Below are 26,471 nucleotides of genomic sequence, written 5' to 3' on the forward strand. Positions count from 1 at the left end.
TGCTGCGTGGTATCAAACGTGAAGAAATCGAACGTGGTCAGGTACTGGCTAAGCCGGGCACCATCAAGCCGCACACCAAGTTCGAATCTGAAGTGTACATTCTGTCCAAAGATGAAGGCGGCCGTCATACTCCGTTCTTCAAAGGCTACCGTCCGCAGTTCTACTTCCGTACTACTGACGTGACTGGTACCATCGAACTGCCGGAAGGCGTAGAGATGGTAATGCCGGGCGACAACATCAAGATGGTTGTTACCCTGATCCACCCGATCGCAATGGACGACGGTCTGCGTTTCGCAATCCGTGAAGGCGGCCGTACCGTTGGCGCGGGCGTTGTTGCTAAAGTTCTGGGCTAATTACTCGTTAATTAGTTTTGAATTGAAGAGGGCGCTTCGGCGCCCTTTTTGTTGCCTGCTATTTAGCCGCTGTTATATTTATTCACCCTTTTTAACGCTTCTCCCGTGGCGTAAATCGCTTTGCGCTATTGTAATCATAACTATTCTCATTTACACTTTGTGCGGAAATTGAACGGGAGCAATCATGTACGTTTGTTTGTGTAATGGTATAAGCGATAAAAAAATCCGCCAGGCTGTACGACAATTTCATCCACAGTCATTTCAACAGTTGCGTAAATTTATTCCTGTGGGAAATCAATGTGGTAAGTGTATTCGCGCCGCGCGAGAAGTGATGCAGGATGAGTTAACGCAAATGCCGGAATTTAAAGAGATCGCCTGAGTCACACTCTTTTTTTTGACATCCCTGTAGCCCCATCTACGCTCTAGAGAGTGGAAGCGGAGGGACTATAAAATGAAAGGTGATGTTAAAATCATAAATTATCTCAATAAACTATTGGGAAATGAGCTTGTCGCAATTAATCAGTATTTTCTTCATGCCCGTATGTTCAAAAACTGGGGGCTGACCCGGCTTAATGATGTTGAGTACCATGAATCCATTGATGAGATGAAACACGCTGATAAGTACATTGAGCGTATTTTATTTCTGGAAGGCATACCGAACCTACAGGATCTGGGCAAGCTGGGCATCGGTGAAGATGTCGAAGAGATGCTACGATCGGATCTCCGGCTCGAACTGGAAGGCGCAAAAGATCTACGTGAGGCAATAGCCTATGCCGATAGCGTTCATGATTATGTCAGCCGGGATATGATGATTGAAATTCTTGCCGACGAGGAAGGCCACATCGACTGGCTGGAAACTGAGCTGGATTTGATTGCCAAACTTGGTATGCAAAATTATCTGCAATCACAAATTAAGGTTACCGATTAACCGTCTGGAAAGAAAACTTTCCAACCTGTTATGAAACCCGCCACCGCCAGCCATGGCCCAAAAGGTAGCGGGTTTATTAATGCCGATTTACCTCTCACCAGTAGCGCGACGCCAAACCTGCCACAGGCCAACATGGCGGCAAGGAAAACCAGTAACGGCAGTGTTTCCCAACAATGCCACGCCCCTAAGGCAGCGAGGTACTTGACGTCGCCATATCCAAGCCCCTCTTTCTGATAACGCAGGCGATAGCCCCAGTAAATTAACGCGAATCCGCCATAGCCGGCGATAGCGCCCCAAAGCGCATCCGGTAAACGCTCCGGCAGGCAAATCTGGTGATAAAGCAGACCACCCCACAGTAATGGACAGGTAAACCGGTCAGGCAACAGACCGGTACGCGCGTCGTATATGCCAAGTAATAAAGAGAACGACGCATAAAAAATGAGAAAGGGGAGGGCAACAAACATAAGCAAATCCTCGTCAAGGCTTGTGCTCACCTTTATAGATTTATGCGACAGCGACAACGACGTATTGCCAGGTTTGCCTGATGCCTTCCAAAGAAAAGATGCGCGTCGCCATCCCATGCGTACCATCTGGAATCATGCTCGCATAAGAATAAAGCGCTTAATTTCTATCCGACACTTGCGTCAGGCTGAGATTTACGTATAATGCGCGGGCTTGTCGTAATTGACGGCAGGTTCGATTTGAACCTCGAATAGCCGATTTGGCTATTTAACAATGCTCCCAATCGGGGAGCTACGTAAGAACGGTTACACTCTCCCATCAATCGTAATGGGTGTGAGGAGTAATCATTTTCGTTTATAAAATAATTGGAGCTCTGGTCTCATGCAGAACCAAAGAATCCGTATCCGCCTGAAAGCGTTTGATCATCGTCTGATCGATCAATCAACCGCGGAAATCGTCGAGACTGCCAAGCGCACTGGTGCGCAGGTTCGCGGTCCGATCCCGCTGCCGACCCGCAAAGAGCGCTTTACCGTTCTGATCTCTCCGCACGTTAACAAAGATGCGCGCGATCAGTACGAAATTCGCACTCACAAGCGTCTGGTTGACATCGTTGAGCCAACCGAGAAAACCGTTGATGCTCTGATGCGTCTGGACCTGGCTGCCGGTGTAGACGTGCAGATCAGCCTGGGTTAATCAGGTCATCGAGCGATTGAGAGGTTGATACAATGATTGGTTTAGTCGGTAAAAAAGTGGGTATGACCCGCATCTTCACTGAAGATGGCGTCTCTATCCCAGTAACCGTAATCGAAGTTGAAGCAAACCGTGTTACTCAGGTTAAAGACCTGGCTAACGATGGCTACCGCGCTGTTCAGGTTACTACGGGTGCTAAAAAAGCTAACCGTGTCACCAAGCCGGAAGCGGGTCACTTTGCTAAAGCTGGCGTAGAAGCTGGCCGTGGTCTGTGGGAATTCCGTCTGGCTGAAGGCGAAGAATACACCGTAGGTCAGAGCATCAGCGTTGAACTGTTTGCTGACGTTAAAAAAGTTGACGTAACCGGTACCTCTAAAGGTAAAGGTTTCGCTGGTACCGTTAAGCGCTGGAACTTCCGTACCCAGGACGCTACTCACGGTAACTCCTTGTCTCACCGCGTTCCGGGTTCTATCGGTCAGAACCAGACTCCGGGCAAAGTGTTCAAAGGCAAGAAAATGGCAGGTCAGATGGGTAATGAGCGCGTAACCGTTCAGAGCCTTGACGTAGTACGCGTTGACGCTGAGCGCAACCTGCTGCTGGTTAAGGGTGGTGTTCCGGGTGCAACCGGTTGCGACCTGATCGTTAAACCAGCTGTGAAGGCGTAAGGGGATAGCAATGGAATTAGTATTGAAAGACGCGCAGAGCGCGCTGACTGTTTCCGAAACTACCTTCGGTCGTGATTTCAACGAAGCGCTGGTTCACCAGGTTGTTGTTGCTTATGCAGCTGGTGCTCGTCAGGGTACTCGTGCTCAGAAGACTCGTGCTGAAGTAACTGGTTCCGGTAAAAAACCGTGGCGCCAGAAAGGCACTGGCCGTGCGCGTTCAGGTTCTATCAAGAGCCCGATCTGGCGTTCCGGTGGCGTGACCTTCGCTGCTCGTCCGCAGGACCACAGTCAAAAAGTTAACAAGAAGATGTACCGCGGCGCGCTGAAAAGCATCCTGTCCGAACTGGTACGTCAGGATCGTCTGATCGTTGTCGAGAAGTTCTCTGTAGAAGCGCCGAAAACTAAGCTGCTGGCACAGAAACTGAAAGACATGGCTCTGGAAGATGTGCTGATCATCACCGGTGAGCTGGACGAGAACCTGTTCCTGGCCGCACGTAACCTGCACAAGGTTGACGTACGCGATGCGACTGGTATCGACCCGGTTAGCCTGATCGCCTTCGACAAAGTCGTAATGACTGCTGATGCTGTTAAGCAAGTTGAGGAGATGCTGGCATGATTCGTGAAGAACGTCTGCTGAAGGTGCTGCGCGCACCGCACGTTTCTGAAAAAGCGTCTACTGCGATGGAAAAAACTAACACCATCGTTCTCAAAGTTGCTAAAGACGCGACCAAAGCAGAAATCAAAGCTGCTGTGCAGAAACTGTTTGAAGTCGAAGTCGAAGTCGTTAACACCCTGGTTGTTAAAGGGAAAGTTAAACGTCACGGACAGCGTATCGGTCGTCGTAGCGACTGGAAAAAAGCTTACGTCACCCTGAAAGAAGGCCAGAATCTGGACTTCGTCGGCGGCGCTGAGTAAGTCGGAGGAGTAATACAATGGCAGTTGTTAAATGTAAACCGACATCTCCGGGTCGTCGCCACGTCGTTAAAGTGGTCAACCCAGAGCTGCACAAGGGCAAACCTTTTGCTCCGCTGGTTGAAAAAAACAGCAAATCCGGTGGTCGTAACAACAATGGCCGTATCACCACTCGTCATATCGGTGGTGGTCACAAACAGGCTTATCGTATTGTTGACTTCAAACGCAACAAAGACGGTATCCCGGCAGTTGTTGAACGTCTTGAGTACGATCCGAACCGTTCCGCGAACATCGCGCTGGTTCTGTACAAAGACGGCGAACGCCGTTACATCCTGGCCCCGAAAGGCCTGAAAGCTGGCGACCAGATTCAGTCTGGCGTTGATGCTGCAATCAAAGCAGGCAACACCCTGCCGATGCGCAATATCCCGGTTGGTTCTACCGTTCATAACGTAGAAATGAAACCAGGTAAAGGCGGTCAGCTGGCGCGTTCCGCTGGTACTTACGTTCAGATCGTTGCTCGCGATGGCGCTTATGTCACCCTGCGTCTGCGTTCTGGTGAAATGCGTAAAGTCGAAGCAGACTGCCGTGCAACCCTGGGCGAAGTTGGCAATGCTGAGCATATGCTGCGCGTTCTGGGTAAAGCAGGTGCTGCACGCTGGCGTGGCGTTCGTCCTACCGTTCGCGGTACTGCGATGAACCCAGTAGACCACCCACATGGTGGTGGTGAAGGTCGTAACTTTGGTAAGCACCCGGTAACTCCGTGGGGCGTTCAGACCAAAGGTAAGAAGACCCGCAGCAACAAGCGTACTGATAAATTCATCGTACGTCGCCGTAGCAAATAATTTTAGAGGATAAGCCATGCCACGTTCTCTCAAGAAAGGTCCTTTTATTGACCTGCACTTGCTGAAGAAGGTAGAGAAAGCGGTGGAAAGCGGAGACAAGAAGCCCCTGCGCACCTGGTCCCGTCGTTCAACGATCTTTCCTAACATGATCGGTTTGACCATCGCTGTCCATAATGGTCGTCAGCACGTTCCGGTATTTGTTTCCGACGAAATGGTCGGTCACAAACTGGGTGAATTCGCACCGACTCGTACTTATCGCGGCCACGCTGCTGATAAAAAAGCGAAGAAGAAATAAGGTAGGAGGAAGAGATGGAAACTATCGCTAAACATCGCCATGCTCGTTCTTCTGCTCAGAAGGTTCGCCTTGTTGCTGACCTGATTCGCGGTAAGAAAGTGTCGCAGGCTCTGGATATTCTGACCTACACCAACAAGAAAGCGGCTGTACTGGTCAAGAAAGTTCTGGAATCTGCCATTGCTAACGCTGAACACAACGATGGCGCTGACATTGACGATCTGAAAGTTACGAAAATTTTCGTAGACGAAGGCCCGAGCATGAAGCGCATTATGCCGCGTGCAAAAGGTCGTGCAGATCGCATCCTGAAGCGCACCAGCCACATCACTGTGGTTGTGTCCGATCGCTGAGACTCTGGAGACTAGCAATGGGTCAGAAAGTACATCCTAATGGTATTCGCCTGGGTATTGTAAAACCATGGAACTCTACCTGGTTTGCGAACACCAAAGAATTCGCTGACAACCTGGACAGCGATTTTAAAGTACGTCAGTACCTGACGAAGGAACTGGCTAAAGCGTCTGTATCTCGTATCGTTATCGAGCGTCCGGCTAAGAGCATCCGTGTGACTATTCACACCGCTCGCCCGGGTATCGTTATCGGTAAAAAAGGTGAAGACGTAGAAAAACTGCGTAAGGTCGTAGCGGATATCGCTGGCGTTCCTGCACAGATCAATATCGCCGAAGTTCGTAAACCTGAACTGGACGCTAAACTGGTTGCTGACAGCATCACTTCTCAGCTGGAACGTCGCGTGATGTTCCGTCGTGCGATGAAGCGTGCTGTACAGAACGCCATGCGTCTGGGCGCTAAAGGTATCAAAGTTGAAGTTAGCGGCCGTCTGGGCGGCGCGGAAATCGCACGTACCGAATGGTACCGCGAAGGTCGCGTACCTCTGCACACTCTGCGTGCTGACATCGACTACAACACCTCTGAAGCGCACACCACTTATGGTGTAATCGGCGTTAAAGTGTGGATCTTCAAAGGCGAGATCCTGGGTGGTATGGCTGCTGTTGAACAACCGGAAAAACCGGCTGCTCAACCGAAAAAGCAGCAGCGTAAAGGCCGTAAATAAGGAGCGTCGCTGATGTTACAACCAAAGCGTACAAAATTCCGTAAAATGCACAAAGGCCGCAACCGTGGTCTGGCTGCAGGCGCGGATGTTAGCTTCGGCAGCTTCGGCCTGAAAGCTGTTGGCCGTGGTCGTCTGACTGCCCGTCAGATCGAAGCAGCACGTCGTGCTATGACCCGTGCAGTTAAGCGTCAAGGTAAGATCTGGATCCGTGTATTCCCGGACAAACCGATCACTGAAAAGCCGCTGGCAGTGCGTATGGGTAAAGGTAAAGGTAACGTGGAGTATTGGGTTGCCTTGATTCAGCCGGGTAAAGTCCTGTATGAAATGGACGGCGTACCGGAAGAGCTGGCCCGTGAAGCATTCAAGCTGGCAGCAGCGAAACTGCCGATTAAAACCACCTTTGTAACTAAGACGGTGATGTAATGAAAGCAAAAGAGCTGCGTGAGAAGAGCGTTGAAGAGCTGAACACCGAGCTACTGAACCTGCTGCGTGAGCAGTTCAACCTGCGTATGCAGGCTGCAAGTGGCCAGCTGCAACAGTCTCACCTGTTGAAGCAAGTGCGTCGTGATGTCGCACGCGTTAAGACTTTACTGACTGAGAAGGCGGGTGCGTAATGACCGATAAAATCCGTACTCTGCAAGGTCGCGTGGTTAGCGACAAAATGGAGAAATCCATTGTTGTTGCTATCGAACGTTTTGTGAAACACCCGATCTACGGTAAATTCATCAAGCGTACGACCAAAATGCACGTACATGACGAGAACAACGAATGCGGTATCGGCGACGTGGTTGAAATCCGCGAATGCCGTCCGCTGTCCAAGACCAAATCCTGGACTCTGGTTCGCGTTGTAGAGAAAGCGGTTCTGTAATACAGTACGCATTCTCAACGAATAAACGGCTCAGCGATGGGCCGTTTATTTTTTCTACCCATATCTGATTTGCGGTGTTATAATGCCGCGCCCTCGATATGGGGTTTTTTTAACGACCTGATTTTCGGGTCTCAGTAGTAGTTGACATTAGCGGAGCACTAAAATGATCCAAGAACAGACTATGCTGAACGTCGCCGACAACTCCGGTGCACGTCGCGTAATGTGTATCAAGGTTCTGGGTGGCTCGCACCGTCGCTACGCAGGCGTAGGCGACATCATTAAGATCACCATCAAAGAAGCGATTCCGCGTGGTAAGGTCAAAAAAGGTGATGTGCTGAAGGCGGTAGTGGTGCGCACCAAGAAGGGTGTTCGTCGCCCGGACGGTTCTGTCATTCGCTTCGATGGTAATGCATGCGTTATTTTAAACAATAACAGCGAGCAGCCTATCGGTACGCGTATTTTTGGGCCGGTAACTCGTGAACTTCGTAACGAGAAGTTCATGAAAATTATCTCTCTGGCACCAGAAGTACTCTAAGGAGCGAATCATGGCAGCGAAAATCCGTCGTGATGACGAAGTTATCGTGTTAACCGGTAAAGATAAAGGTAAACGCGGTAAAGTTAAGAATGTCCTGTCTTCCGGCAAGGTCATTGTTGAAGGTATCAACCTGGTTAAGAAACACCAGAAGCCGGTTCCGGCTCTGAACCAACCGGGCGGCATCGTTGAAAAAGAAGCTGCAATTCAGGTTTCTAACGTTGCAATCTTCAATGCGGCAACCGGCAAGGCTGACCGTGTAGGCTTTAGATTCGAAGATGGCAAAAAAGTCCGTTTCTTCAAGTCTAACAGCGAAACTATCAAGTAATTTGGAGTAGTACGATGGCGAAACTGCATGATTACTACAAAGACGAAGTAGTTAACAAACTCATGACTGAGTTTAACTACAATTCTGTCATGCAAGTCCCTCGGGTCGAGAAGATCACCCTGAACATGGGTGTTGGTGAAGCGATCGCTGACAAGAAACTGCTGGATAACGCAGCAGCAGACCTGACAGCAATCTCCGGTCAAAAACCGTTGATCACCAAAGCACGCAAATCTGTTGCAGGCTTCAAAATCCGTCAGGGCTATCCGATCGGCTGTAAAGTAACTCTGCGTGGCGAACGCATGTGGGAGTTCTTTGAGCGCCTGATCACTATTGCTGTTCCTCGTATCCGTGACTTCCGTGGCTTGTCCGCTAAGTCATTCGACGGTCGTGGTAACTACAGCATGGGTGTCCGTGAGCAGATCATCTTCCCAGAAATCGACTACGATAAAGTCGACCGCGTTCGTGGTTTGGATATTACCATTACCACTACTGCGAAATCTGACGAAGAAGGCCGTGCTCTGCTGGCTGCCTTTGACTTCCCGTTCCGCAAGTAAGGTAGGGTTACTAAATGGCTAAGCAATCAATGAAAGCACGCGAAGTAAAACGCGTAGCTTTAGCTGATAAATACTTCGCGAAACGCGCTGAACTGAAAGCGATCATCTCTGATGTGAACGCAACCGACGAAGATCGTTGGAATGCGGTTCTTAAGCTGCAGACTCTGCCGCGTGATTCCAGCCCGTCACGTCAGCGTAACCGCTGCCGTCAAACTGGTCGTCCGCACGCTTTCCTGCGGAAGTTCGGGTTGAGCCGTATTAAGGTCCGTGAAGCCGCTATGCGCGGTGAAATTCCGGGTCTGAAAAAGGCTAGCTGGTAATTGTCACCAATTGAATCACGGGAGTAAAGACAGATGAGCATGCAAGATCCGATCGCGGATATGCTGACCCGTATCCGTAACGGTCAGGCCGCGAACAAAGCTGCGGTCACCATGCCTTCCTCCAAGCTGAAAGTGGCAATTGCCAACGTGCTGAAGGAAGAAGGTTTTATTGAAGATTTTAAAGTTGAAGGCGACACCAAGCCGGAACTGGAACTGACTCTTAAGTATTTCCAGGGTAAAGCTGTTGTAGAAAGCATTCAGCGTGTCAGCCGCCCAGGTCTGCGCATCTACAAACGTAAAGATGAGCTGCCGAAAGTTATGGCCGGTCTGGGTATCGCAGTTGTTTCTACCTCTAAAGGTGTTATGACTGATCGTGCAGCGCGCCAGGCTGGTCTTGGTGGCGAAATTATCTGCTACGTAGCCTAATCGGAGGAAAAAATGTCTCGTGTTGCTAAAGCACCGGTCGTTGTTCCTGCCGGCGTTGATGTCAAAATCAACGGTCAGGTTATTACGATCAAAGGTAAAAACGGCGAGCTGACTCGTACTCTCAACGATGCTGTTGAAGTTAAACATGCAGATAATGCACTGACCTTCGGTCCGCGTGATGGTTACGCAGACGGTTGGGCACAGGCTGGTACCGCGCGTGCCCTGCTGAACTCAATGGTTATCGGTGTTACCGAAGGCTTCACTAAGAAGCTGCAGCTGGTTGGTGTAGGTTATCGTGCAGCGGTTAAAGGGAATGTAGTAAACCTGTCTTTAGGTTTCTCTCACCCGGTTGACCATCAGCTGCCGGCAGGTATCACTGCTGAATGTCCGACTCAAACTGAAATCGTGCTGAAAGGCGCTGATAAGCAGGTGATCGGCCAGGTTGCAGCAGATCTGCGCGCCTACCGTCGTCCTGAGCCTTACAAAGGCAAGGGTGTTCGTTACGCCGACGAAGTCGTGCGTACCAAAGAGGCTAAGAAGAAGTAAGGTAACACTATGGATAAGAAATCTGCTCGTATCCGTCGTGCGACCCGCGCACGCCGCAAGCTCAAAGAGCTGGGCGCAACTCGCCTGGTGGTACATCGTACCCCGCGTCATATTTACGCACAGGTAATTGCACCGAACGGTTCTGAAGTTCTGGTAGCTGCTTCTACTGTAGAAAAAGCTATCGCTGAACAACTGAAGTACACCGGTAACAAAGACGCGGCTGCAGCTGTGGGTAAAGCTGTCGCTGAACGCGCTCTGGAAAAAGGCATCAAAGATGTGTCTTTTGACCGTTCCGGGTTCCAATATCATGGTCGTGTCCAGGCACTGGCAGATGCTGCCCGTGAAGCTGGCCTTCAGTTCTAAGGTAGAGGTGTAAGATGGCTCACATCGAAAAACAAGCTGGCGAACTGCAGGAAAAGCTGATCGCGGTAAACCGCGTATCTAAAACCGTTAAAGGTGGTCGTATTTTCTCCTTCACAGCTCTGACTGTAGTAGGCGATGGTAACGGTCGCGTAGGTTTTGGTTACGGTAAAGCGCGTGAAGTTCCAGCAGCGATCCAGAAAGCGATGGAAAAAGCCCGTCGCAATATGATTAACGTCGCGCTGAACAACGGCACCCTGCAGCACCCGGTTAAAGGTGTTCACACGGGGTCTCGTGTATTCATGCAGCCAGCTTCCGAAGGTACCGGTATCATCGCCGGTGGTGCAATGCGCGCCGTTCTGGAAGTTGCTGGGGTTCATAACGTTCTGGCTAAAGCATACGGTTCCACCAACCCGATCAACGTGGTTCGTGCAACTATTGATGGCCTGGAAAATATGAATTCTCCAGAAATGGTCGCTGCCAAGCGTGGTAAATCCGTTGAAGAAATTCTGGGGAAATAAACCATGGCAAAGACTATTAAAATTACTCAAACCCGCAGTGCAATCGGTCGTCTGCCGAAACACAAGGCAACGCTGCTTGGCCTGGGTCTGCGTCGTATTGGCCACACCGTAGAGCGCGAGGATACTCCTGCTGTTCGTGGTATGGTCAACGCGGTTTCCTTCATGGTTAAAGTTGAGGAGTAAGAGATGCGTTTAAATACTCTGTCTCCGGCCGAAGGCTCCAAAAAGGCGGGTAAACGCCTGGGTCGTGGTATCGGTTCTGGCCTCGGTAAAACCGGTGGTCGTGGTCACAAAGGTCAGAAGTCTCGTTCTGGCGGTGGCGTACGTCGCGGTTTCGAGGGTGGTCAGATGCCTCTGTACCGTCGTCTGCCGAAATTCGGCTTCACTTCTCGCAAAGCAGCGATTACAGCCGAAGTTCGTCTGTCTGACCTGGCGAAAGTAGAAGGCGGCGTTGTAGACCTGAACACGCTGAAAGCGGCAAACATTATCGGTATCCAGATCGAGTTCGCGAAAGTGATCCTGGCTGGCGAAGTCACTACTCCGGTAACTGTTCGTGGCCTGCGTGTTACTAAAGGCGCTCGTGCTGCTATCGAAGCTGCTGGCGGTAAAATCGAGGAATAAGTAGCAGATGGCTAAACAACCGGGATTAGATTTTCAAAGTGCCAAAGGTGGCTTAGGTGAGCTGAAACGCAGACTGCTGTTTGTTATCGGCGCGCTGATTGTGTTCCGTATTGGCTCTTTTATTCCGATCCCTGGTATTGATGCCGCTGTACTTGCCAAACTGCTTGAGCAACAGCGAGGCACCATCATTGAAATGTTTAACATGTTCTCTGGTGGTGCTCTCAGCCGTGCTTCTATCTTTGCCCTGGGGATCATGCCGTATATTTCGGCGTCGATCATTATCCAGCTGTTGACGGTGGTTCATCCAACGCTGGCAGAAATTAAGAAAGAAGGGGAGTCTGGTCGTCGTAAGATCAGCCAGTACACCCGTTACGGTACTCTGGTGCTGGCGATATTCCAGTCGATCGGTATTGCTACCGGTTTGCCGAATATGCCTGGTATGCAGGGCCTGGTGATGAATCCAGGCTTTGCATTCTATTTCACCGCTGTTGTAAGTCTGGTTACAGGGACGATGTTCCTGATGTGGCTCGGCGAACAGATTACTGAGCGCGGTATCGGTAACGGTATCTCAATCATCATCTTCGCTGGTATCGTTGCGGGACTCCCGCCAGCCATTGCCCATACTATCGAGCAAGCGCGTCAAGGCGACCTGCACTTCCTCGTGTTGCTGTTGGTTGCAGTATTAGTATTTGCAGTGACGTTCTTTGTAGTATTCGTTGAACGTGGTCAACGCCGTATTGTGGTAAACTACGCCAAACGTCAGCAAGGTCGTCGTGTCTATGCTGCACAGAGCACACATTTACCGCTGAAAGTGAATATGGCGGGGGTAATCCCGGCAATCTTCGCTTCCAGTATTATTCTGTTCCCGGCGACCATCGCGTCATGGTTCGGGGGCGGTACTGGTTGGAACTGGCTGACAACAATTTCGCTGTATTTGCAGCCTGGGCAACCGCTTTATGTGTTACTCTATGCGTCTGCAATCATCTTCTTCTGTTTCTTCTACACGGCGTTGGTTTTCAACCCGCGTGAAACAGCAGATAACCTGAAGAAGTCCGGTGCATTTGTACCAGGAATTCGTCCGGGAGAGCAAACGGCGAAGTATATCGATAAAGTAATGACCCGCCTGACCCTGGTTGGTGCGCTGTATATTACCTTTATCTGCCTGATCCCGGAGTTCATGCGTGATGCAATGAAAGTGCCGTTCTACTTCGGTGGGACCTCACTGCTTATCGTTGTTGTCGTGATTATGGACTTTATGGCTCAAGTGCAAACTCTGATGATGTCCAGTCAGTATGAGTCTGCATTGAAGAAGGCGAACCTGAAAGGCTACGGCCGTTAATTGGTCGCCTGAGAAGTTACGGAGAGTAAAAATGAAAGTTCGTGCTTCCGTCAAGAAATTATGCCGTAACTGCAAAATCGTTAAGCGTGATGGTGTCATCCGTGTGATTTGCAGTGCCGAGCCGAAGCATAAACAGCGCCAAGGCTGATTTTTTCGCATATTTTTCTTGCAAAGTTGGGTTGAGCTGGCTAGATTAGCCAGCCAATCTTTTGTATGTCTGTACGTTTCCATTTGAGTATCCTGAAAACGGGCTTTTCAGCATGGTACGTACATATTAAATAGTAGGAGTGCATAGTGGCCCGTATAGCAGGCATTAACATTCCTGATCAGAAACACGCCGTGATCGCGTTAACTTCGATCTACGGTGTCGGCAAGACCCGTTCTAAAGCCATCCTGGCTGCAGCGGGTATCGCTGAAAATGTTAAGATCAGTGAGCTGTCTGAAGAACAAATCGACACGCTGCGTGACGAAGTTGCCAAATTTGTCGTTGAAGGTGATCTGCGCCGTGAAATCAGCATGAGCATCAAGCGCCTGATGGATCTTGGTTGCTATCGCGGTTTGCGTCATCGTCGTGGTCTCCCGGTTCGCGGTCAGCGTACCAAGACCAACGCTCGTACCCGTAAGGGTCCGCGCAAACCGATCAAGAAATAATCGGGGTGATTGAATAATGGCAAAGGCACCAGTTCGCGCACGTAAACGTGTAAGAAAACAAGTCTCTGACGGCGTGGCTCATATCCATGCTTCTTTCAACAACACCATCGTGACTATTACCGATCGTCAGGGTAATGCGCTGGGTTGGGCAACAGCCGGTGGTTCCGGTTTCCGTGGTTCTCGCAAATCCACTCCGTTTGCAGCTCAGGTTGCAGCAGAGCGTTGCGCTGACGCCGTGAAAGAATACGGTATCAAGAATCTGGAAGTTATGGTTAAAGGTCCGGGTCCAGGCCGCGAATCTACTATTCGTGCTCTGAACGCCGCTGGTTTCCGCATCACTAATATTACTGATGTGACTCCGATCCCTCATAACGGTTGTCGTCCGCCGAAAAAACGTCGCGTATAACGCTTCGTTTTCCAGGTTAGTTGGAGAAAGAAAATGGCAAGATATTTGGGTCCTAAGCTCAAGCTGAGCCGTCGTGAGGGCACCGACTTATTCCTTAAGTCTGGCGTTCGCGCGATCGATACCAAGTGTAAAATTGAACAAGCTCCTGGCCAGCACGGTGCGCGTAAGCCGCGTCTGTCTGACTATGGTGTGCAGTTGCGTGAAAAGCAAAAAGTTCGCCGCATTTACGGTGTGCTGGAGCGTCAGTTCCGTAACTACTACAAAGAAGCAGCACGTCTGAAAGGCAACACCGGTGAAAACCTGTTGGCTCTGCTGGAAGGTCGTCTGGACAACGTTGTATACCGTATGGGCTTCGGCGCCACTCGTGCAGAAGCACGTCAGCTGGTTAGCCATAAAGCAATTATGGTAAACGGTCGTGTTGTTAACATCGCTTCTTATCAGGTTAGTCCGAATGACGTTGTTAGCATTCGTGAGAAAGCGAAGAAGCAGTCTCGCGTGAAAGCCGCTCTGGAGCTGGCTGAGCAGCGTGAAAAGCCAACCTGGCTGGAAGTTGATGCTGGCAAGATGGAAGGTACGTACAAGCGTAAGCCTGAGCGTTCTGATCTGTCTGCGGACATTAACGAACACCTGATCGTCGAGCTTTACTCCAAGTAAAGCTTAGTACCAAAGAGAGGACACAATGCAGGGTTCTGTGACAGAGTTTCTAAAACCGCGCCTGGTAGATATCGAGCAAGTGAGTTCGACGCACGCCAAGGTGACCCTTGAGCCTTTAGAGCGTGGCTTCGGCCATACTCTGGGTAACGCACTGCGCCGTATTCTGCTCTCATCGATGCCGGGTTGCGCGGTGACCGAGGTTGAGATTGATGGTGTACTACATGAGTACAGCACCAAAGAAGGCGTTCAGGAAGACATCCTGGAAATCCTGCTCAACCTGAAAGGGCTGGCGGTGAGAGTTCAGGGTAAAGATGAAGTTATTCTTACCTTGAATAAATCTGGCATTGGCCCTGTGACTGCAGCCGATATCACCCATGATGGGGATGTCGAAATCGTCAAGCCGCAGCACGTGATCTGCCACCTGACCGATGAAAACGCGTCTATTAGTATGCGTATCAAAGTTCAGCGCGGTCGTGGTTATGTGCCGGCTTCTACCCGAATTCATTCGGAAGAAGATGAGCGCCCAATCGGCCGTCTGCTGGTCGACGCCTGCTACAGCCCTGTAGAGCGTATTGCCTACAATGTTGAAGCAGCGCGTGTAGAACAGCGTACCGACCTGGACAAGCTGGTCATCGAAATGGAAACCAACGGCACAATCGATCCTGAAGAGGCGATTCGTCGTGCGGCAACCATCCTGGCTGAACAACTGGAAGCTTTCGTTGATTTACGTGATGTACGTCAACCGGAAGTGAAAGAAGAGAAACCAGAATTCGATCCGATCCTGCTGCGCCCTGTTGACGATCTGGAATTGACTGTCCGCTCTGCTAACTGCCTCAAGGCAGAAGCTATCCACTATATCGGTGATCTGGTACAGCGTACCGAGGTTGAGCTTCTTAAGACGCCTAACCTGGGTAAAAAATCTCTTACCGAGATTAAAGACGTGCTGGCTTCCCGTGGACTGTCTCTGGGTATGCGCCTGGAAAACTGGCCACCGGCAAGCATCGCTGACGAGTAACCGGATCACAGGTTAAGGTTTTACTGAGAAGGATAAGGTCATGCGCCATCGTAAGAGTGGTCGTCAACTGAACCGCAACAGCAGCCATCGCCAGGCTATGTTCCGCAACATGGCAGGTTCACTGGTTCGTCATGAAATCATCAAGACGACCCTGCCTAAAGCGAAAGAGCTGCGTCGCGTAGTTGAGCCGCTGATTACTCTTGCCAAGACTGATAGCGTTGCTAATCGTCGTCTGGCATTCGCCCGTACTCGTGATAACGAGATCGTGGCAAAACTGTTTAACGAGCTGGGCCCGCGTTTCGCGAGCCGCGCCGGTGGTTACACTCGCATTCTGAAGTGTGGCTTCCGTGCAGGCGACAACGCGCCGATGGCATACATCGAGCTGGTTGATCGTTCAGAGAAAACAGAAGCTGCTGCAGAGTAATCTGTAGTAACGTAAAAAAACCCGCTTCGGCGGGTTTTTTTATACCCTCCTGAACCCCACATATCTACAATAATTGTATTCTTTTCGTTCAATCCCTGGAGCGACACATGTGGTTACTTGACCAGTGGGCAGAGCGTCATATTATCGAGGCACAGCGTAAAGGCGAGTTTGATAATCTGCCTGGCCGCGGCGAGCCGCTTATTCTGGATGATGATTCTCATGTGCCGGCGGAACTTCGTGCGGGTTATCGCTTACTCAAGAATGCGGGCTGTCTTCCCCCTGAACTGGAGCAGCGCAGAGATGCTATTCAGTTACTTGATATCCTCAACAGTATCCGGGAAGATGACCCTCGATACCATCAGGTTAGTCGCCAGCTCTCGCTGCTTGAACTAAAACTTCGGCAGGCTGGGTTGAGTACCGACTTTTTACACGGTGAGTATGCAGAAAAACTGCTGCATAAAATCAACGATAATTAACGGAGCTTGTATGTATCGCATTGGTGAGCTGGCAAAGCTGGCAGACGTAACGCCTGATACCATTCGCTACTATGAAAAACAGCAGATGATGGATCATGAGGTACGTACTGAAGGCGGGTTTCGTCTGTATACCGAAAACGATCTGCAGCGTCTCAAGTTTATTCGTTATGCTCGGCAGTTGGGTTTCACGCTTGAGTCGATCCGCGAACTTTTATCGATCCGAATTGATCCTGAGCACCATACCTGTCAGGAGTCAAAAAGTATTGTGCAAGAGCGATTGCAGGAGGTTGAAGCCAGGATTGCGGAACTGCAAACGATGCAGCGTTCGTTACAAAGGCTTAATGATGCTTGTTGCGGAACGGCCCACAGTAGCGTCTATTGTTCCATTCTGGAAGCCCTGGAACAGGGGGCCAGTGGAGCGAAATCAGGATGTTGATTTATTGAACCGGCGGGGCTACACTCGCGCCGTTAATTTATACAATCGGGAGACATTATGAGTCGTTATCAACATAAGAAAGGGCAGATAAAGGACAATGCCATTGAGGCATTACTGCACGATCCCCTTTTCAGACAACGCGTTGAAAAAAATAAGAAAGGCAAAGGAAGCTATCTGCGCAAAGGTAAACACGGTAACCGGGGGAACTGGGAGGCCAGTGGCAAGAAAGTAAGTAACTTTTTTACCACTGGCCTTCTGCTTATTAAGAACGGTTATTTTGTTCTTTCAGCAGATCGCGGATTTCGCCCAATAACACTTCCTCTTTAGAAGGCGCTGGCGGAGCTGCCGGCTCTTCTGCTTTTTTACGGTTGAGTCTGTTGATAAGCTTAATGGCAACAAAGATAGCAAAGGCCACAATCACAAAATCAAATACGTTCTGGATAAACACGCCGTAATGCATGACGACCGCCGGAATATCTCCCTGCGCTTCGCGTAACGTAAAAGCAAATTGTTTAAAGTCGATCCCGCCGATTAACAATCCCAACGGCGGCATAATGATATCGGCAACCAGTGAAGAAACAATCTTACCGAATGCCGCGCCAATAATGACACCCACTGCCAAATCCACAACATTCCCGCGCATCGCGAATTCGCGAAATTCTTTAATAAAACTCATTTTTATTCTCCCTATGCAGCTGACGTTATAAGTTTAACAAATGCTAAGGCATTTTCCATTTACGGCTTCTGTTTAGCGAAATAAATTAAACCTTGATAAATAAAGGGAATTAAAAAGGGCGCTGAATGAGCGCCCCTTAAATTAGAGGAAGAAAGGACTTGGCTGGAACAGACGTTCGACGTCGGTAATAAACTTTTTATCGGTCAAAAACATAATGACGTGATCGCCTTGTTCAATGCGCAAATTGTCATTAGCAATCATGACATCATTACCGCGAACGACCGCGCCAATAATGGTGCCTGGCGGCAGTTTAATTTCGTCAATGACGCGGCCAACCACGCGGGAAGTGCTTTCATCGCCGTGCGCGACGGCTTCGATGGCTTCGGCAACCCCGCGACGTAGTGAGGAAACGCCGACGATATCCGCTTTACGCACATGGCTCAGTAATGCAGAGATGGTGGCCTGCTGCGGAGAAATCGCAATATCTATAACGCTACCCTGCACAAGATCGACATAAGCTCGACGCTGAATCAACACCATCACTTTTTTGGCGCCCATCCGCTTAGCCAACATCGCGGACATGATATTGGCTTCATCATCGTTAGTGACCGCGATAAAGAGATCGACCTGATCAATATGCTCCTCCGCCAGCAATTCCTGATCGGAGGCGTCGCCAAAAAAGACGATCGTGTTTTGCAGTTTCTCAGCCAATTCTGCGGCGCGTTGTTGATCGCGTTCGATCAATTTAACGCTATAGTCTTTTTCCAGACGCCTTGCCAGCCCGGCGCCGATATTGCCGCCGCCCACCAGCATGATGCGCTTGTAGGGTTTTTCCAGACGCTGTAATTCGCTCATTACTGCACGGATATGCTGTGAAGCCGCAATAAAGAAGACTTCATCCCCTGCTTCCACGATAGTCGAGCCCTGAGGACGGATTGGTCTGTCATGGCGGAAAATTGCGGCAACGCGAGTATCGATATGCGGCATATGTTCTCGCATTGTCGAGAGCGCGTTACCTATTAGTGGACCGCCATAGTAGGCTTTTACTACTGCCAGACTGACTTTCCCTTCAGCAAAGTTTACAACCTGTAATGCTCCCGGATACTCGATCAGACGATAAATATTATCGATAACCAACTGCTCCGGCGCGATCAGATGATCAATCGGAACCGCTTCAGAATGAAAGAGTTTATCCGCATCGCGAACATAGTCCGGGGAGCGAATACGGGCGATACGGTTTGGAGTGTTGAAGAGTGAATAGGCTACCTGACAGGCAACCATATTAGTTTCATCTGAACTGGTGACAGCGACCAGCATATCCGCATCGTCAGCGCCCGCTTCGCGCAACACGCGGGGATGCGAACCATGCCCCTGAACTACGCGTAGATCGAACTTATCTTGCAAACTGCGTAATCGTTCGCCGTTGGTATCAACCACCGTGATGTCGTTGTTTTCGCCGACCAGGTTTTCCGCCAGTGTTCCGCCAACTTGCCCTGCGCCCAGTATGATAATTTTCATCAGTCGTGGCCCGTTATCTCATCACTTCTTGATTAGCTTAGCGTAAAAGAACCCATCACCTTCTTCGCCGCCCGGCAGATTCTGCTGTCCTGGCTGATCAGGTGTTCCCGTTTCGCTGAGCGCGGCATCGGGAGTGCGTTGCAAAAAGGCTTTGATCTGATCGCGGTTTTCTTCCGGCAGTACGGAACAGGTGGCGTAAACCAGCGTCCCGCCGGGATTCAGGCGCGGCCAGACGGCATCAAGAATTTCCGCCTGTAATTGCGCCAGTTCCGCGATATCGCGATCGCGACGCAGCCATTTGATATCTGGATGACGGCGAATGACGCCGGTTGCGGAGCAGGGCGCATCCAGCAGAATACGGTCAAACTGCTGCTCGCCGCACCATTGGGCGGGATAACGTCCATCCCCTTGTTTAACTGTCGCTTTCATCCCAAGACGCTTTAGGTTGTCGTAAACGCGGGAGAGTCGTTGTTCATCAATATCAACCGCCAACACGTCTGCTTCGGGGGCCACTTCGAGAATATGCGTAGTTTTACCGCCGGGCGCGGCGCATAAGTCTAAAATGTGCTCACCGTTCTGAGGAGCGAGAAAAACCGCACATCCCTGCGCAGAGGCATCCTGGACAGTTACCCAACCCTCAGCAAAACCGGGTAAAGCATGTACCGGAGCTGGCGTCTCCAGACGTACAGCGTCGGGATAATCGGGATGGGGATATCCCTTCATGCCTGCGTCTTCAAGTAAGCCAAGCCAACCGTCGCGGGTGTGGTGTGTACGATTTACACGTAGCCACATAGGCGGACGCTGGTTATTCGCTTCAATAATGCGTTGCCACTGTGTGGGGTAAGCATTTTGCAAACGCTTTACCAGCCAACCGGGATGTAAAAAGCGCGCATCGCTGGTCGCAAACTCATTAAGCAACGTTTCCTGCTGGCGCTGGAACTGGCGCAGGACGCCGTTAATTAACCCTTTCAACTGCGGACGTTTGATGGAGACCGCGCCTTCAACGGTTTCAGCCAGCGCCGCATGGGGAGGAACGCGGGTGTACAGCAACTGATAAAAGCCGACCATAATTAAGTAATGCACTGTACGCTGCTTGCCGGTCATTGGACGAGACATCAGCTTATTGATCAGCCATTCCAGCTGTGAGAGGGTGCGCAGGACGCCAAAGCACAGCTCCTGAAGTAGCGCTTTGTCTTTATCGGCGACTTTTTGTTGCAGCGGCGGGAGCACATTACTTAATGATTGTCCCTGTTCGACGACCTGTTCAACGGCCTGTGCCGCCAGACTACGTAAATTGTTTTGTTTTTTCATATGTATAAAATAAAAATGCCCGGTAACACCGGGCGTATAAAGACGTGACCGTCAGGCAAGACGGTTACCAGGAATAAACCATTCCCTGCGTGAATTTAACAGATCCTGGGCGCTCATCGCTTTTTTGCCGGCAGGCTGAAGCGAAAGCAAATTTAATATCCCCTTGCCTGTTGCAACCTGAATGCCCTGTTTCGTCGCGGCCAGAATAGTTCCCGGCAGCGACTGCGTGGCGTCCTCAATGACGGACGCCTGCCAGACTTTTACCGGCTGGCCGTCGATTTCCAGCCAGCTCATTGGCCACGGATTAAAGGCGCGTATGCAACGCTCCAGCTGTGCTGCGGAGAGAGACCAGTCAATACGCGCTTCTTCTTTACTGAGCTTTTCCGCATGAGTGACCAGCGCTTCATTCTGCGCTTCAGGCGTCGCTGTGCCGTCCGCCAGTTGTTTTAGTGTGGTAATTAACCCCTGCGGGCCAAGTTCAGCCAACTTATTATACAGTGAGCCACTGGTATCTTCTGCGGTAATCGGGCACGCAAGTTTATACAGCATGTCGCCGGTATCCAGCCCTACATCCATCTGCATAATTGTGACGCCGGTTTCCGCATCGCCTGCCCAGAGTGAGCGCTGAATAGGCGCCGCGCCGCGCCAGCGTGGAAGCAGCGAACCGTGAACGTTGATACATCCGAGACGGGGCATATCCAGCACTGCCTTTGGGAGAATCAGACCATATGCTACGACAACCATGACGTCGGCATGTAAGTCAGCAACCAGATGCTGGTTTTCCTGAGGACGAAGCGACACGGGCTGGAAAACGGGCAGGCCTTTTTCTTCCGCCAGCACTTTTACCGGGCTGGGCATCAACTTTTTGCCGCGACCTGCTGGACGATCGGGTTGGGTAAATACGCCGACAACGTTATGTCCAGAAGTTAACAGCGCGTCGAGATGACGCGCTGCAAAGTCAGGTGTACCCGCAAAAATAATACGTAGTGAATCTGACACGTTGGTTCTTGTCCTTTAAGCCCGGGCGTTCAGGCGGTCGAGTTTTTCTACTTTCTGACGAATACGTTGTTGCTTCAGCGGCGACAAATAATCGATAAACAGTTTACCGACCAGATGATCCATCTCATGCTGAATGCAAATTGCCAGCAAACCATCCGCTTCAAGCTCAAACGGGTTGCCGTCGCGATCCAGCGCGCGGATTTTCACTTTCTCGGCGCGCGGCACTAAAGCGCGCTGTTCCGGAATCGACAGACAGCCTTCTTCTATACCCGTTTCGCCACTTTTCTCCAGCAATTCCGGGTTAATGAGTACCAGGCGCTCGTCGCGGTTTTCCGAAACGTCAATCACGATGATCCGCTGGTGGATATCGACCTGCGTTGCGGCCAGACCGATACCTTCTTCCGCGTACATCGTTTCGAACATATCATCGACGATACGCTGAATTTCTGCATTCACTTCTTCAACCGGCTTTGCGACTTTGCGAAGGCGCTCGTCCGGAATATGTAACACTTGCAAAACTGACATAATTATCCAGAGTTGTGTTCAGGAGTTGAAAAGATTATTACCTCTATTCTAGACAAATCCCCACCTGATTGACAGCATCAGTGACCAATCGCAAAGATTGTTCAGACTGCTTGTGGCAGGGGAGGGAAAGGATGGCCCGTACCGAAATTTGGTTACGTTTAATGTACGTCGGCGACCTTTATGGCGAGGCGATGTTGAACATGGCGAACTCGCTTATTCGCCAGCCTCAGATAAATCGCACGCACCTTCAGGAGGCTGGTCTTACCGCGCGGCAAGCTGAACGTTTTTTACAGCTTCCAGCAGGTGTGCTTGATGAGACATTACGCTGGCTTGAACTACCGCAGCACCATTTTCTGTGTGCGGATAGTGAGATTTATCCTCCCCAACTGCGTGCTATTGACGATTATCCCGGCGCTATTTTTATTGACGGCGATCCTGCCTGTCTGCATACCTGCCAACTTGCCGTCGTAGGGAGCCGGAGCCACTCCTGGTATGGAGAACGTTGGGGACGTCTGCTTTGCGAAAGCCTTGCGAAAAGCGGTTTGACGATCACCAGTGGCCTTGCCCGGGGAATTGATGGCGTAGCACACAACGCCGCGGTGAGTATGGGGGGAAAAAGTGTAGCGGTGTTAGGGAATGGCTTGGCAAAGATTTATCCTCGCCGACATGCCATGCTGGCTGAAAACTTGATTGCCACCGGCGGCGCAGTGGTCTCAGAATTTCCGCTTTCAACGCCTCCGCTACCGCAACATTTTCCTCGCAGAAACCGTATCATCAGCGGACTGAGCAAAGGCGTGCTGGTAATCGAGGCGGCGTTGCGCAGCGGTTCGTTGGTGACGGCGCGCTGCGCGCTTGAACAGGGGCGGGACGTTTTTGCATTACCAGGTCCTATCGGTAGTCCGGGAAGCGAAGGAACGCACTGGTTAATTAAACAAGGGGCCACGCTTGTGACGACGCCGGAGGATATTCTGGAAAATTTGCAATACGGCTTACACTGGTTGCCAACTACGGCGGAAAATTCACTTTATTCACTAAATCAGGATGAGGCGGCATTGCCATTTCCTGAGCTCCTGGCTAACGTAGGAGATGAGGTAACACCTGTTGACGTCGTCGCTGAACGTGCCGGCCAACCTGTGCCAGCGGTAGTGGCTCAGCTACTCGAACTGGAGTTAGCAGGATGGATCGCAGCTGTACCCGGCGGCTATGTCCGATTAAGGAGGGCAAGCCATGTTCGACGTACTAATGTATTTGTTTGAAACATACATCCATAACGAAGCCGAGCTGCGCGTGGATCAGGACAGACTGGAGCGTGATCTCACCGACGCTGGGTTTGATCGCGAAGACATCTACAATGCGCTGCTGTGGCTGGAAAAACTCGCTGACTATCAGGATGGCCTCGCGGAACCCATGCAACTTGCTTCCGACCCTCTTTCAATGCGCATTTATACGGTTGAAGAGTGTGAAAGGCTTGATGCCAGTTGCCGGGGGTTTCTGTTATTCCTTGAGCAGATTCAGGTGCTAAACCTCGAAACACGAGAAATGGTGATTGAGCGTGTGCTGGCGCTGGATACCGCAGAGTTTGACCTGGAAGACTTGAAATGGGTTATTTTGATGGTGTTATTCAACATTCCGGGCTGTGAAAACGCCTATCAGCAAATGGAAGAATTACTCTTTGAGGTAAATGAAGGTATGCTGCATTGATAGGTGTTAATGCTGCATGAGTGAATATGGCTAAATCAGCACTGTTTTCGGTGCGTAAAAATGAGCCCTGCCCGCAGTGCGGGGCCGAACTGGTAATTCGTTCCGGGAAACATGGTCCGTTTCTCGGTTGTTCTCGCTATCCGGAATGCGATTACGTTCGTCCGCTGAGAAGTCAGGCGGACGGACATATCGTTAAAATTCTGGAGGGGCAACTGTGCCCTGAGTGTGGCGCCGTGCTGGTGTTGCGTCAGGGGCGCTTTGGCATGTTCATCGGATGCAGTCAGTATCCGCAATGTGAACATACAGTGGTTATTGATAAACCGGATGAAACGGCGATAGCCTGTCCAGCCTGCCAGCAAGGACATTTGGTCCAGCGCCGTTCTCGTTACGGTAAAATCTTTCATTCCTGCGATCGCTACCCGGAATGTCAGTTCGTCATTAACTTCACACCGGTTGCGGGGGAATGCCCCGAGTGCCATTATCCGCTACTCATCGAAAAGAAAACCGCGCAGGGCGTGAAGCGCTTTTGCGCCAGTAAACAATGTGGAAAGCCGGTTCCGGTGGAATAAACAAGTGAATAATAACCTGCCAACAGGATCTATCGCCGCAGCGGTAGATCTCCTGAATAAAGAAAATGTCATCGCTTATCCAACAGAAGCCGTTTTCGGCGTCGGCTGCGATCCCGATAGTGAAACAGCCGTTACGCGCCTGCTGGCGTTAAAACAACGGCCCGTCGATAAGGGACTCATTTTGATTGCCGCCAGCTTTGAGCAGTTAAAACCTTATATTGATGACAGCATACTTACCGCCGCACAGCGTAAAGCGGTATTTGATTGCTGGCCCGGGCCGGTAACGTTTGTTTTTCCTGCGCCCGCGACAACGCCGCGGTGGCTCACGGGACGTTTTGATTCCCTGGCCGTTCGTGTTACCAACCACCCGCTGGTGGTCGCGCTATGCAATGCGTATGGCAAACCGCTGGTTTCCACCAGCGCCAATCTGAGCGGATTACCGCCATGTCGTACCGTTGAAGAGGTGCGTGCGCAATTTGGCGATGATTTTCCGGTGGTTGAAGGCGCAACGGGTGGGCGTTTAAATCCTTCAGAAATTCGCGATGCTCTGACGGGCGAACTGTTTCGACAGGGGTAATATGATGGAAACCTATGCTGTTTTTGGAAATCCGATTGCGCACAGCAAATCGCCATTTATTCATCAGCAATTTGCTCAGCAGCTAGATATTGTCCACCCCTATGGTCGCGTGCTGGCCCCTATTAATAATTTCATTAATACGCTTGATGCCTTTTTCGCGGCAGGGGGAAAAGGCGCAAACATCACAGTACCTTTTAAAGAGGAGGCGTTTGCGCGTTCGGATGAGTTAACGGAACGAGCATCGCTGGCGGGAGCCGTCAATACATTAAAACGGCTGGAAGATGGTCGTTTGCTTGGCGACAATACTGACGGTATCGGTTTATTAAGCGATCTCGAACGTTTAAATTTTATCCGCCCAGGATGGCGTATTTTGCTGATTGGCGCGGGCGGCGCATCCCGGGGCGTGCTGTTACCCCTGCTTTCTTTGGATTGCGCGGTCACTATCACTAACCGTACAGCTTCACGTGCCGAAGCGTTGGCGAAAATCTTTGCTCATACCGGCAGCGTTCATGCCACGGATATGGACAAGCTGGATGGTTGTGAGTTTGACCTGATTATTAATGCGACCTCCAGCGGCATACGGGGCGAAATCCCGGCGATTCCGGCGTCACTTATTCACCCTTCCCTCTGTTGCTATGACATGTTCTATCAAAAAGGGAATACGCCATTTCTCTCCTGGTGTGTACAACAGGGCGCAAAACGCTACGCAGATGGGCTGGGAATGCTGGTGGGGCAGGCTGCACATGCCGTTTTGCTTTGGCACGGTGTATTACCGCAGTTCGAGCCAGTGATTGAGCTGCTACAGCAGGAATTATTAGCGTGAACCAGGCCATACAATTTCCTGACCGCGAAGAATGGGATACTGCCGCCAGCGCTGTCATCTTTCCCGCCCTGGTTAATGGGATGCAACTCACGTGTGCAATAAAAAAAGATGTACTGGCGTATCGCTTTGGTGGAGAAACAGCGGAGCAATGGCTGGCCATTTTTCGTGAGTATCGCTGGGACCTGGAAGAAGAGGCTGAAGCATTAATCCTGGCCCAGCAGGAAGACGATCACGGTTGGATATGGTTATCCTGAGAAAGATAGTCGTCTTTCCATTTTACATAGTTATTGGCGGAGTACTGCAGGCCCGATCTCTCAGCATCGCTCAGGGGGCGGATCTGTTTTACCGGACTGCCAAGATATAAATAGCCGCTTTTCAGCCGTTTGTGCTGCGGCACCAGGCTTCCCGCACCAATCATTACGTCATCTTCTATTATCGCGCCATCCAGCACAATGGAGCCCATACCGACCAGTACGCGGTTACCGATGGTACAGCCGTGCAGCATAACTTTATGGCCAACGGTAACATCTTCGCCAATGATTAATGGGTTGCCGTGTGGATTGGATGGAGACTTGTGGGTTACGTGAAGAACGCTGCCATCCTGAATGTTCGTACGAGCCCCTATCGCAACGTAATTCACATCGCCGCGAATCACCACAAGCGGCCAGATCCCGATATCATCCGCCAGACGGACATCACCAATAACCACGCTGCTGGTATCGATCATCACGCGCTGACCGATTTCAGGAAAAAGATCCTTATAAGGACGTAATGTGTCAGACATGTCTACCTCATCATAAATGAATAGTCATGAAGACTTTGGTTGCTTTAACGGCGTTGTGCAAGGGGAGATAGCATCAAAAAATCGCCACTTTGCGCAGGAATGGAGCGAAAGGGATGAAAAATCAACAAACAGGAAAAAAGATCCAAAAAACGCTTGTGCAAAAAAATGGGATCCCTATAATGCGCCTCCATCGACACGGCGGATGTGAATCACTTCACACAAACAGCCGGTCGGTTGAAGAGAAAAATCCTGAAATTCAGGGTTGACTCTGAAAGAGGAAAGCGTAATATACGCCACC

At 50.7% G+C, this 26,471-nt stretch carries 45 protein-coding genes and 2 pseudogenes; 40 read left to right on the plus strand and 7 right to left on the minus strand.

Annotation, left to right across the window (positions count from 1 at the left end):
* The 3 genes and pseudogenes from tuf to bfr form a co-directional block, all read left to right on the plus strand.
* Positions 1-353 (plus strand): annotated as a pseudogene (gene tuf / locus ACH0WD_RS23680) (elongation factor Tu); the annotation flags it as partial.
* A 184-nt stretch (positions 354-537) separates the two neighbouring features.
* Positions 538-732, plus strand: a complete 195-nt coding sequence (bfd, locus tag ACH0WD_RS23685; RefSeq protein ID WP_000289082.1) for a bacterioferritin-associated ferredoxin — start codon at positions 538-540, stop codon at positions 730-732.
* A gap of 72 nt (positions 733-804) precedes the next feature.
* On the plus strand, positions 805-1,281 hold the full coding sequence (gene bfr / locus ACH0WD_RS23690) for a bacterioferritin (RefSeq protein ID WP_000675530.1): 477 nt from the start codon (positions 805-807) through the stop codon (positions 1,279-1,281).
* Here bfr and hopD read toward each other — a convergent pair.
* On the minus strand, positions 1,278-1,745 hold the full coding sequence (hopD, locus tag ACH0WD_RS23695) for an A24 family peptidase (RefSeq protein WP_000495849.1): 468 nt from the start codon (positions 1,743-1,745) through the stop codon (positions 1,278-1,280). The two genes, bfr and hopD, sit on opposite strands and share 4 nt — an antisense overlap.
* A gap of 379 nt (positions 1,746-2,124) precedes the next feature.
* On the opposite strand from hopD, the gene rpsJ reads away from it, so the two are divergent.
* The 31 genes and pseudogenes from rpsJ to ACH0WD_RS23850 all read left to right on the plus strand — a co-directional run.
* A complete protein-coding gene (gene rpsJ, locus ACH0WD_RS23700) occupies positions 2,125-2,436 on the plus strand; it encodes a 30S ribosomal protein S10 (RefSeq protein ID WP_001181005.1) in 312 nt (103 codons plus the stop codon).
* Positions 2,437-2,468: 32 nt separating this feature from the next.
* Positions 2,469-3,098, plus strand: a complete 630-nt coding sequence (rplC, locus tag ACH0WD_RS23705; protein WP_000579838.1) for a 50S ribosomal protein L3 — start codon at positions 2,469-2,471, stop codon at positions 3,096-3,098.
* A 10-nt stretch (positions 3,099-3,108) separates the two neighbouring features.
* The gene (gene rplD, locus ACH0WD_RS23710; RefSeq protein ID WP_000424395.1) at positions 3,109-3,714 is read left to right on the plus strand and encodes a 50S ribosomal protein L4; all 606 of its coding nucleotides are present in this window, start codon (positions 3,109-3,111) and stop codon (positions 3,712-3,714) included.
* A complete protein-coding gene (rplW, locus tag ACH0WD_RS23715; RefSeq protein WP_000617546.1) occupies positions 3,711-4,013 on the plus strand; it encodes a 50S ribosomal protein L23 in 303 nt (100 codons plus the stop codon). Before rplD ends, rplW begins: the two co-directional genes overlap by 4 nt.
* 17 nt (positions 4,014-4,030) lie before the next feature.
* Entirely contained in the window at positions 4,031-4,852 is an 822-nt protein-coding gene (gene rplB, locus ACH0WD_RS23720; protein ID WP_000301869.1) for a 50S ribosomal protein L2, read from the plus strand.
* A gap of 16 nt (positions 4,853-4,868) precedes the next feature.
* A complete protein-coding gene (rpsS, locus tag ACH0WD_RS23725; protein ID WP_001138115.1) occupies positions 4,869-5,147 on the plus strand; it encodes a 30S ribosomal protein S19 in 279 nt (92 codons plus the stop codon).
* Between the two features lie 14 nt (positions 5,148-5,161).
* Complete coding sequence (gene rplV / locus ACH0WD_RS23730) at positions 5,162-5,494, plus strand: 50S ribosomal protein L22 (RefSeq protein ID WP_000447529.1); 333 nt, start codon at positions 5,162-5,164, stop codon at positions 5,492-5,494.
* A 17-nt stretch (positions 5,495-5,511) separates the two neighbouring features.
* Positions 5,512-6,213, plus strand: a complete 702-nt coding sequence (rpsC, locus tag ACH0WD_RS23735; RefSeq protein ID WP_000529945.1) for a 30S ribosomal protein S3 — start codon at positions 5,512-5,514, stop codon at positions 6,211-6,213.
* A gap of 12 nt (positions 6,214-6,225) precedes the next feature.
* The gene (gene rplP / locus ACH0WD_RS23740) at positions 6,226-6,636 is read left to right on the plus strand and encodes a 50S ribosomal protein L16 (RefSeq protein WP_000941208.1); all 411 of its coding nucleotides are present in this window, start codon (positions 6,226-6,228) and stop codon (positions 6,634-6,636) included.
* Positions 6,636-6,827 (plus strand): 50S ribosomal protein L29, encoded by a 192-nt coding sequence (rpmC, locus tag ACH0WD_RS23745; protein ID WP_000644742.1) that lies wholly within the window; start codon positions 6,636-6,638, stop codon positions 6,825-6,827. Before rplP ends, rpmC begins: the two co-directional genes overlap by 1 nt.
* Positions 6,827-7,081 carry a 30S ribosomal protein S17 gene (gene rpsQ, locus ACH0WD_RS23750; protein ID WP_000130101.1) on the plus strand — a complete coding sequence of 85 codons (255 nt, stop codon included), beginning with the start codon at positions 6,827-6,829 and terminating at the stop codon, positions 7,079-7,081. Before rpmC ends, rpsQ begins: the two co-directional genes overlap by 1 nt.
* Positions 7,082-7,244: 163 nt before the next feature.
* Positions 7,245-7,616 carry a 50S ribosomal protein L14 gene (gene rplN, locus ACH0WD_RS23755; RefSeq protein ID WP_000613954.1) on the plus strand — a complete coding sequence of 124 codons (372 nt, stop codon included), beginning with the start codon at positions 7,245-7,247 and terminating at the stop codon, positions 7,614-7,616.
* 10 nt (positions 7,617-7,626) lie between these two features.
* Positions 7,627-7,941 (plus strand): 50S ribosomal protein L24, encoded by a 315-nt coding sequence (gene rplX, locus ACH0WD_RS23760; RefSeq protein WP_000729185.1) that lies wholly within the window; start codon positions 7,627-7,629, stop codon positions 7,939-7,941.
* A 14-nt stretch (positions 7,942-7,955) separates the two neighbouring features.
* Positions 7,956-8,495 (plus strand): 50S ribosomal protein L5, encoded by a 540-nt coding sequence (gene rplE, locus ACH0WD_RS23765; RefSeq protein WP_001096206.1) that lies wholly within the window; start codon positions 7,956-7,958, stop codon positions 8,493-8,495.
* A 14-nt stretch (positions 8,496-8,509) separates the two neighbouring features.
* Entirely contained in the window at positions 8,510-8,815 is a 306-nt protein-coding gene (gene rpsN, locus ACH0WD_RS23770; protein WP_001118932.1) for a 30S ribosomal protein S14, read from the plus strand.
* 33 nt (positions 8,816-8,848) lie between these two features.
* Positions 8,849-9,241 (plus strand): 30S ribosomal protein S8, encoded by a 393-nt coding sequence (gene rpsH, locus ACH0WD_RS23775; RefSeq protein WP_000062611.1) that lies wholly within the window; start codon positions 8,849-8,851, stop codon positions 9,239-9,241.
* 12 nt (positions 9,242-9,253) lie between these two features.
* The gene (gene rplF, locus ACH0WD_RS23780; RefSeq protein ID WP_000091939.1) at positions 9,254-9,787 is read left to right on the plus strand and encodes a 50S ribosomal protein L6; all 534 of its coding nucleotides are present in this window, start codon (positions 9,254-9,256) and stop codon (positions 9,785-9,787) included.
* Positions 9,788-9,796: 9 nt separating this feature from the next.
* Positions 9,797-10,150, plus strand: coding sequence for a 50S ribosomal protein L18 (gene rplR / locus ACH0WD_RS23785; RefSeq protein ID WP_000358956.1), 354 nt, complete (start codon positions 9,797-9,799; stop codon positions 10,148-10,150).
* Positions 10,151-10,164: 14 nt separating this feature from the next.
* A complete protein-coding gene (rpsE, locus tag ACH0WD_RS23790; protein ID WP_000940121.1) occupies positions 10,165-10,668 on the plus strand; it encodes a 30S ribosomal protein S5 in 504 nt (167 codons plus the stop codon).
* 3 nt (positions 10,669-10,671) lie between these two features.
* A complete protein-coding gene (rpmD, locus tag ACH0WD_RS23795) occupies positions 10,672-10,851 on the plus strand; it encodes a 50S ribosomal protein L30 (RefSeq protein WP_001140434.1) in 180 nt (59 codons plus the stop codon).
* 3 nt (positions 10,852-10,854) lie between these two features.
* Positions 10,855-11,289, plus strand: a complete 435-nt coding sequence (gene rplO / locus ACH0WD_RS23800) for a 50S ribosomal protein L15 (RefSeq protein WP_001238917.1) — start codon at positions 10,855-10,857, stop codon at positions 11,287-11,289.
* 7 nt (positions 11,290-11,296) lie between these two features.
* A complete protein-coding gene (gene secY, locus ACH0WD_RS23805; RefSeq protein WP_001118864.1) occupies positions 11,297-12,628 on the plus strand; it encodes a preprotein translocase subunit SecY in 1,332 nt (443 codons plus the stop codon).
* A gap of 31 nt (positions 12,629-12,659) precedes the next feature.
* Positions 12,660-12,776 carry a 50S ribosomal protein L36 gene (rpmJ, locus tag ACH0WD_RS23810; protein WP_000868187.1) on the plus strand — a complete coding sequence of 39 codons (117 nt, stop codon included), beginning with the start codon at positions 12,660-12,662 and terminating at the stop codon, positions 12,774-12,776.
* 146 nt (positions 12,777-12,922) lie between these two features.
* Positions 12,923-13,279 (plus strand): 30S ribosomal protein S13, encoded by a 357-nt coding sequence (rpsM, locus tag ACH0WD_RS23815; protein ID WP_000090780.1) that lies wholly within the window; start codon positions 12,923-12,925, stop codon positions 13,277-13,279.
* Between the two features lie 16 nt (positions 13,280-13,295).
* A complete protein-coding gene (gene rpsK / locus ACH0WD_RS23820; protein ID WP_001029758.1) occupies positions 13,296-13,685 on the plus strand; it encodes a 30S ribosomal protein S11 in 390 nt (129 codons plus the stop codon).
* Positions 13,686-13,718: 33 nt separating this feature from the next.
* The gene (rpsD, locus tag ACH0WD_RS23825) at positions 13,719-14,339 is read left to right on the plus strand and encodes a 30S ribosomal protein S4 (RefSeq protein ID WP_000135226.1); all 621 of its coding nucleotides are present in this window, start codon (positions 13,719-13,721) and stop codon (positions 14,337-14,339) included.
* A gap of 25 nt (positions 14,340-14,364) precedes the next feature.
* Positions 14,365-15,354 carry a DNA-directed RNA polymerase subunit alpha gene (locus ACH0WD_RS23830; RefSeq protein WP_001162094.1) on the plus strand — a complete coding sequence of 330 codons (990 nt, stop codon included), beginning with the start codon at positions 14,365-14,367 and terminating at the stop codon, positions 15,352-15,354.
* Between the two features lie 40 nt (positions 15,355-15,394).
* Positions 15,395-15,778: a 50S ribosomal protein L17 gene (rplQ, locus tag ACH0WD_RS23835; protein ID WP_001216370.1), complete on the plus strand. Its 384-nt coding sequence runs from the start codon at positions 15,395-15,397 to the stop codon at positions 15,776-15,778.
* A gap of 107 nt (positions 15,779-15,885) precedes the next feature.
* Positions 15,886-16,254, plus strand: coding sequence for a DUF1992 domain-containing protein (locus ACH0WD_RS23840; protein WP_000266515.1), 369 nt, complete (start codon positions 15,886-15,888; stop codon positions 16,252-16,254).
* Positions 16,255-16,264: 10 nt separating this feature from the next.
* Positions 16,265-16,690, plus strand: coding sequence for a Zn(2+)-responsive transcriptional regulator (zntR, locus tag ACH0WD_RS23845; RefSeq protein WP_000285588.1), 426 nt, complete (start codon positions 16,265-16,267; stop codon positions 16,688-16,690).
* 57 nt (positions 16,691-16,747) lie between these two features.
* Positions 16,748-16,951: pseudogene (locus tag ACH0WD_RS23850) on the plus strand (alternative ribosome-rescue factor A); the annotation flags it as partial.
* Position 16,952: 1 nt separating this feature from the next.
* On the opposite strand, the gene mscL reads toward ACH0WD_RS23850, so the two are convergent.
* The 5 genes from mscL to def form a co-directional block, all read right to left on the minus strand.
* Positions 16,953-17,366 carry a large-conductance mechanosensitive channel protein MscL gene (gene mscL / locus ACH0WD_RS23855; RefSeq protein WP_000008119.1) on the minus strand — a complete coding sequence of 138 codons (414 nt, stop codon included), beginning with the start codon at positions 17,364-17,366 and terminating at the stop codon, positions 16,953-16,955.
* A 141-nt stretch (positions 17,367-17,507) separates the two neighbouring features.
* Positions 17,508-18,884: a Trk system potassium transporter TrkA gene (gene trkA, locus ACH0WD_RS23860; RefSeq protein ID WP_000691374.1), complete on the minus strand. Its 1,377-nt coding sequence runs from the start codon at positions 18,882-18,884 to the stop codon at positions 17,508-17,510.
* 21 nt (positions 18,885-18,905) lie between these two features.
* Positions 18,906-20,195 carry a 16S rRNA (cytosine(967)-C(5))-methyltransferase RsmB gene (gene rsmB / locus ACH0WD_RS23865; RefSeq protein ID WP_000744612.1) on the minus strand — a complete coding sequence of 430 codons (1,290 nt, stop codon included), beginning with the start codon at positions 20,193-20,195 and terminating at the stop codon, positions 18,906-18,908.
* 51 nt (positions 20,196-20,246) lie between these two features.
* A complete protein-coding gene (fmt, locus tag ACH0WD_RS23870) occupies positions 20,247-21,194 on the minus strand; it encodes a methionyl-tRNA formyltransferase (RefSeq protein WP_001285165.1) in 948 nt (315 codons plus the stop codon).
* Between the two features lie 15 nt (positions 21,195-21,209).
* Positions 21,210-21,719 carry a peptide deformylase gene (gene def, locus ACH0WD_RS23875; RefSeq protein WP_000114987.1) on the minus strand — a complete coding sequence of 170 codons (510 nt, stop codon included), beginning with the start codon at positions 21,717-21,719 and terminating at the stop codon, positions 21,210-21,212.
* 131 nt (positions 21,720-21,850) lie between these two features.
* Here def and dprA point away from each other — a divergent pair, with 131 nt between their 5' ends.
* Genes dprA through ACH0WD_RS23905 form a run of 6 tightly spaced genes read left to right on the plus strand, consistent with a single transcriptional unit; the run spans position 21,851 to position 25,643 of the window.
* Positions 21,851-22,975 carry a DNA-protecting protein DprA gene (dprA, locus tag ACH0WD_RS23880; RefSeq protein WP_000124529.1) on the plus strand — a complete coding sequence of 375 codons (1,125 nt, stop codon included), beginning with the start codon at positions 21,851-21,853 and terminating at the stop codon, positions 22,973-22,975.
* Positions 22,947-23,420 carry a DUF494 family protein Smg gene (gene smg, locus ACH0WD_RS23885; protein WP_000460663.1) on the plus strand — a complete coding sequence of 158 codons (474 nt, stop codon included), beginning with the start codon at positions 22,947-22,949 and terminating at the stop codon, positions 23,418-23,420. The genes dprA and smg overlap by 29 nt, the downstream gene beginning before the upstream one ends.
* A 26-nt stretch (positions 23,421-23,446) precedes the next feature.
* On the plus strand, positions 23,447-23,989 hold the full coding sequence (locus ACH0WD_RS23890; protein WP_001129713.1) for a type I DNA topoisomerase: 543 nt from the start codon (positions 23,447-23,449) through the stop codon (positions 23,987-23,989).
* 4 nt (positions 23,990-23,993) lie between these two features.
* Positions 23,994-24,566, plus strand: a complete 573-nt coding sequence (gene tsaC / locus ACH0WD_RS23895; RefSeq protein WP_001063613.1) for an L-threonylcarbamoyladenylate synthase type 1 TsaC — start codon at positions 23,994-23,996, stop codon at positions 24,564-24,566.
* 4 nt (positions 24,567-24,570) lie between these two features.
* Positions 24,571-25,389 (plus strand): shikimate dehydrogenase, encoded by an 819-nt coding sequence (aroE, locus tag ACH0WD_RS23900; RefSeq protein WP_000451196.1) that lies wholly within the window; start codon positions 24,571-24,573, stop codon positions 25,387-25,389.
* Complete coding sequence (locus ACH0WD_RS23905; RefSeq protein ID WP_001070575.1) at positions 25,386-25,643, plus strand: DUF1488 domain-containing protein; 258 nt, start codon at positions 25,386-25,388, stop codon at positions 25,641-25,643. The genes aroE and ACH0WD_RS23905 overlap by 4 nt, the downstream gene beginning before the upstream one ends.
* Here ACH0WD_RS23905 and ACH0WD_RS23910 read toward each other — a convergent pair.
* The gene (locus tag ACH0WD_RS23910) at positions 25,619-26,173 is read right to left on the minus strand and encodes a gamma carbonic anhydrase family protein (protein ID WP_001285629.1); all 555 of its coding nucleotides are present in this window, start codon (positions 26,171-26,173) and stop codon (positions 25,619-25,621) included. The two genes, ACH0WD_RS23905 and ACH0WD_RS23910, sit on opposite strands and share 25 nt — an antisense overlap.
* Positions 26,174-26,471 lie beyond the last annotated feature (298 nt).

Origin of the sequence: Salmonella sp. 2020_1395 (genome assembly GCF_043848115.1) — a bacterium.
Classification (GTDB): Bacteria; Pseudomonadota; Gammaproteobacteria; order Enterobacterales; family Enterobacteriaceae; genus Salmonella; species Salmonella enterica.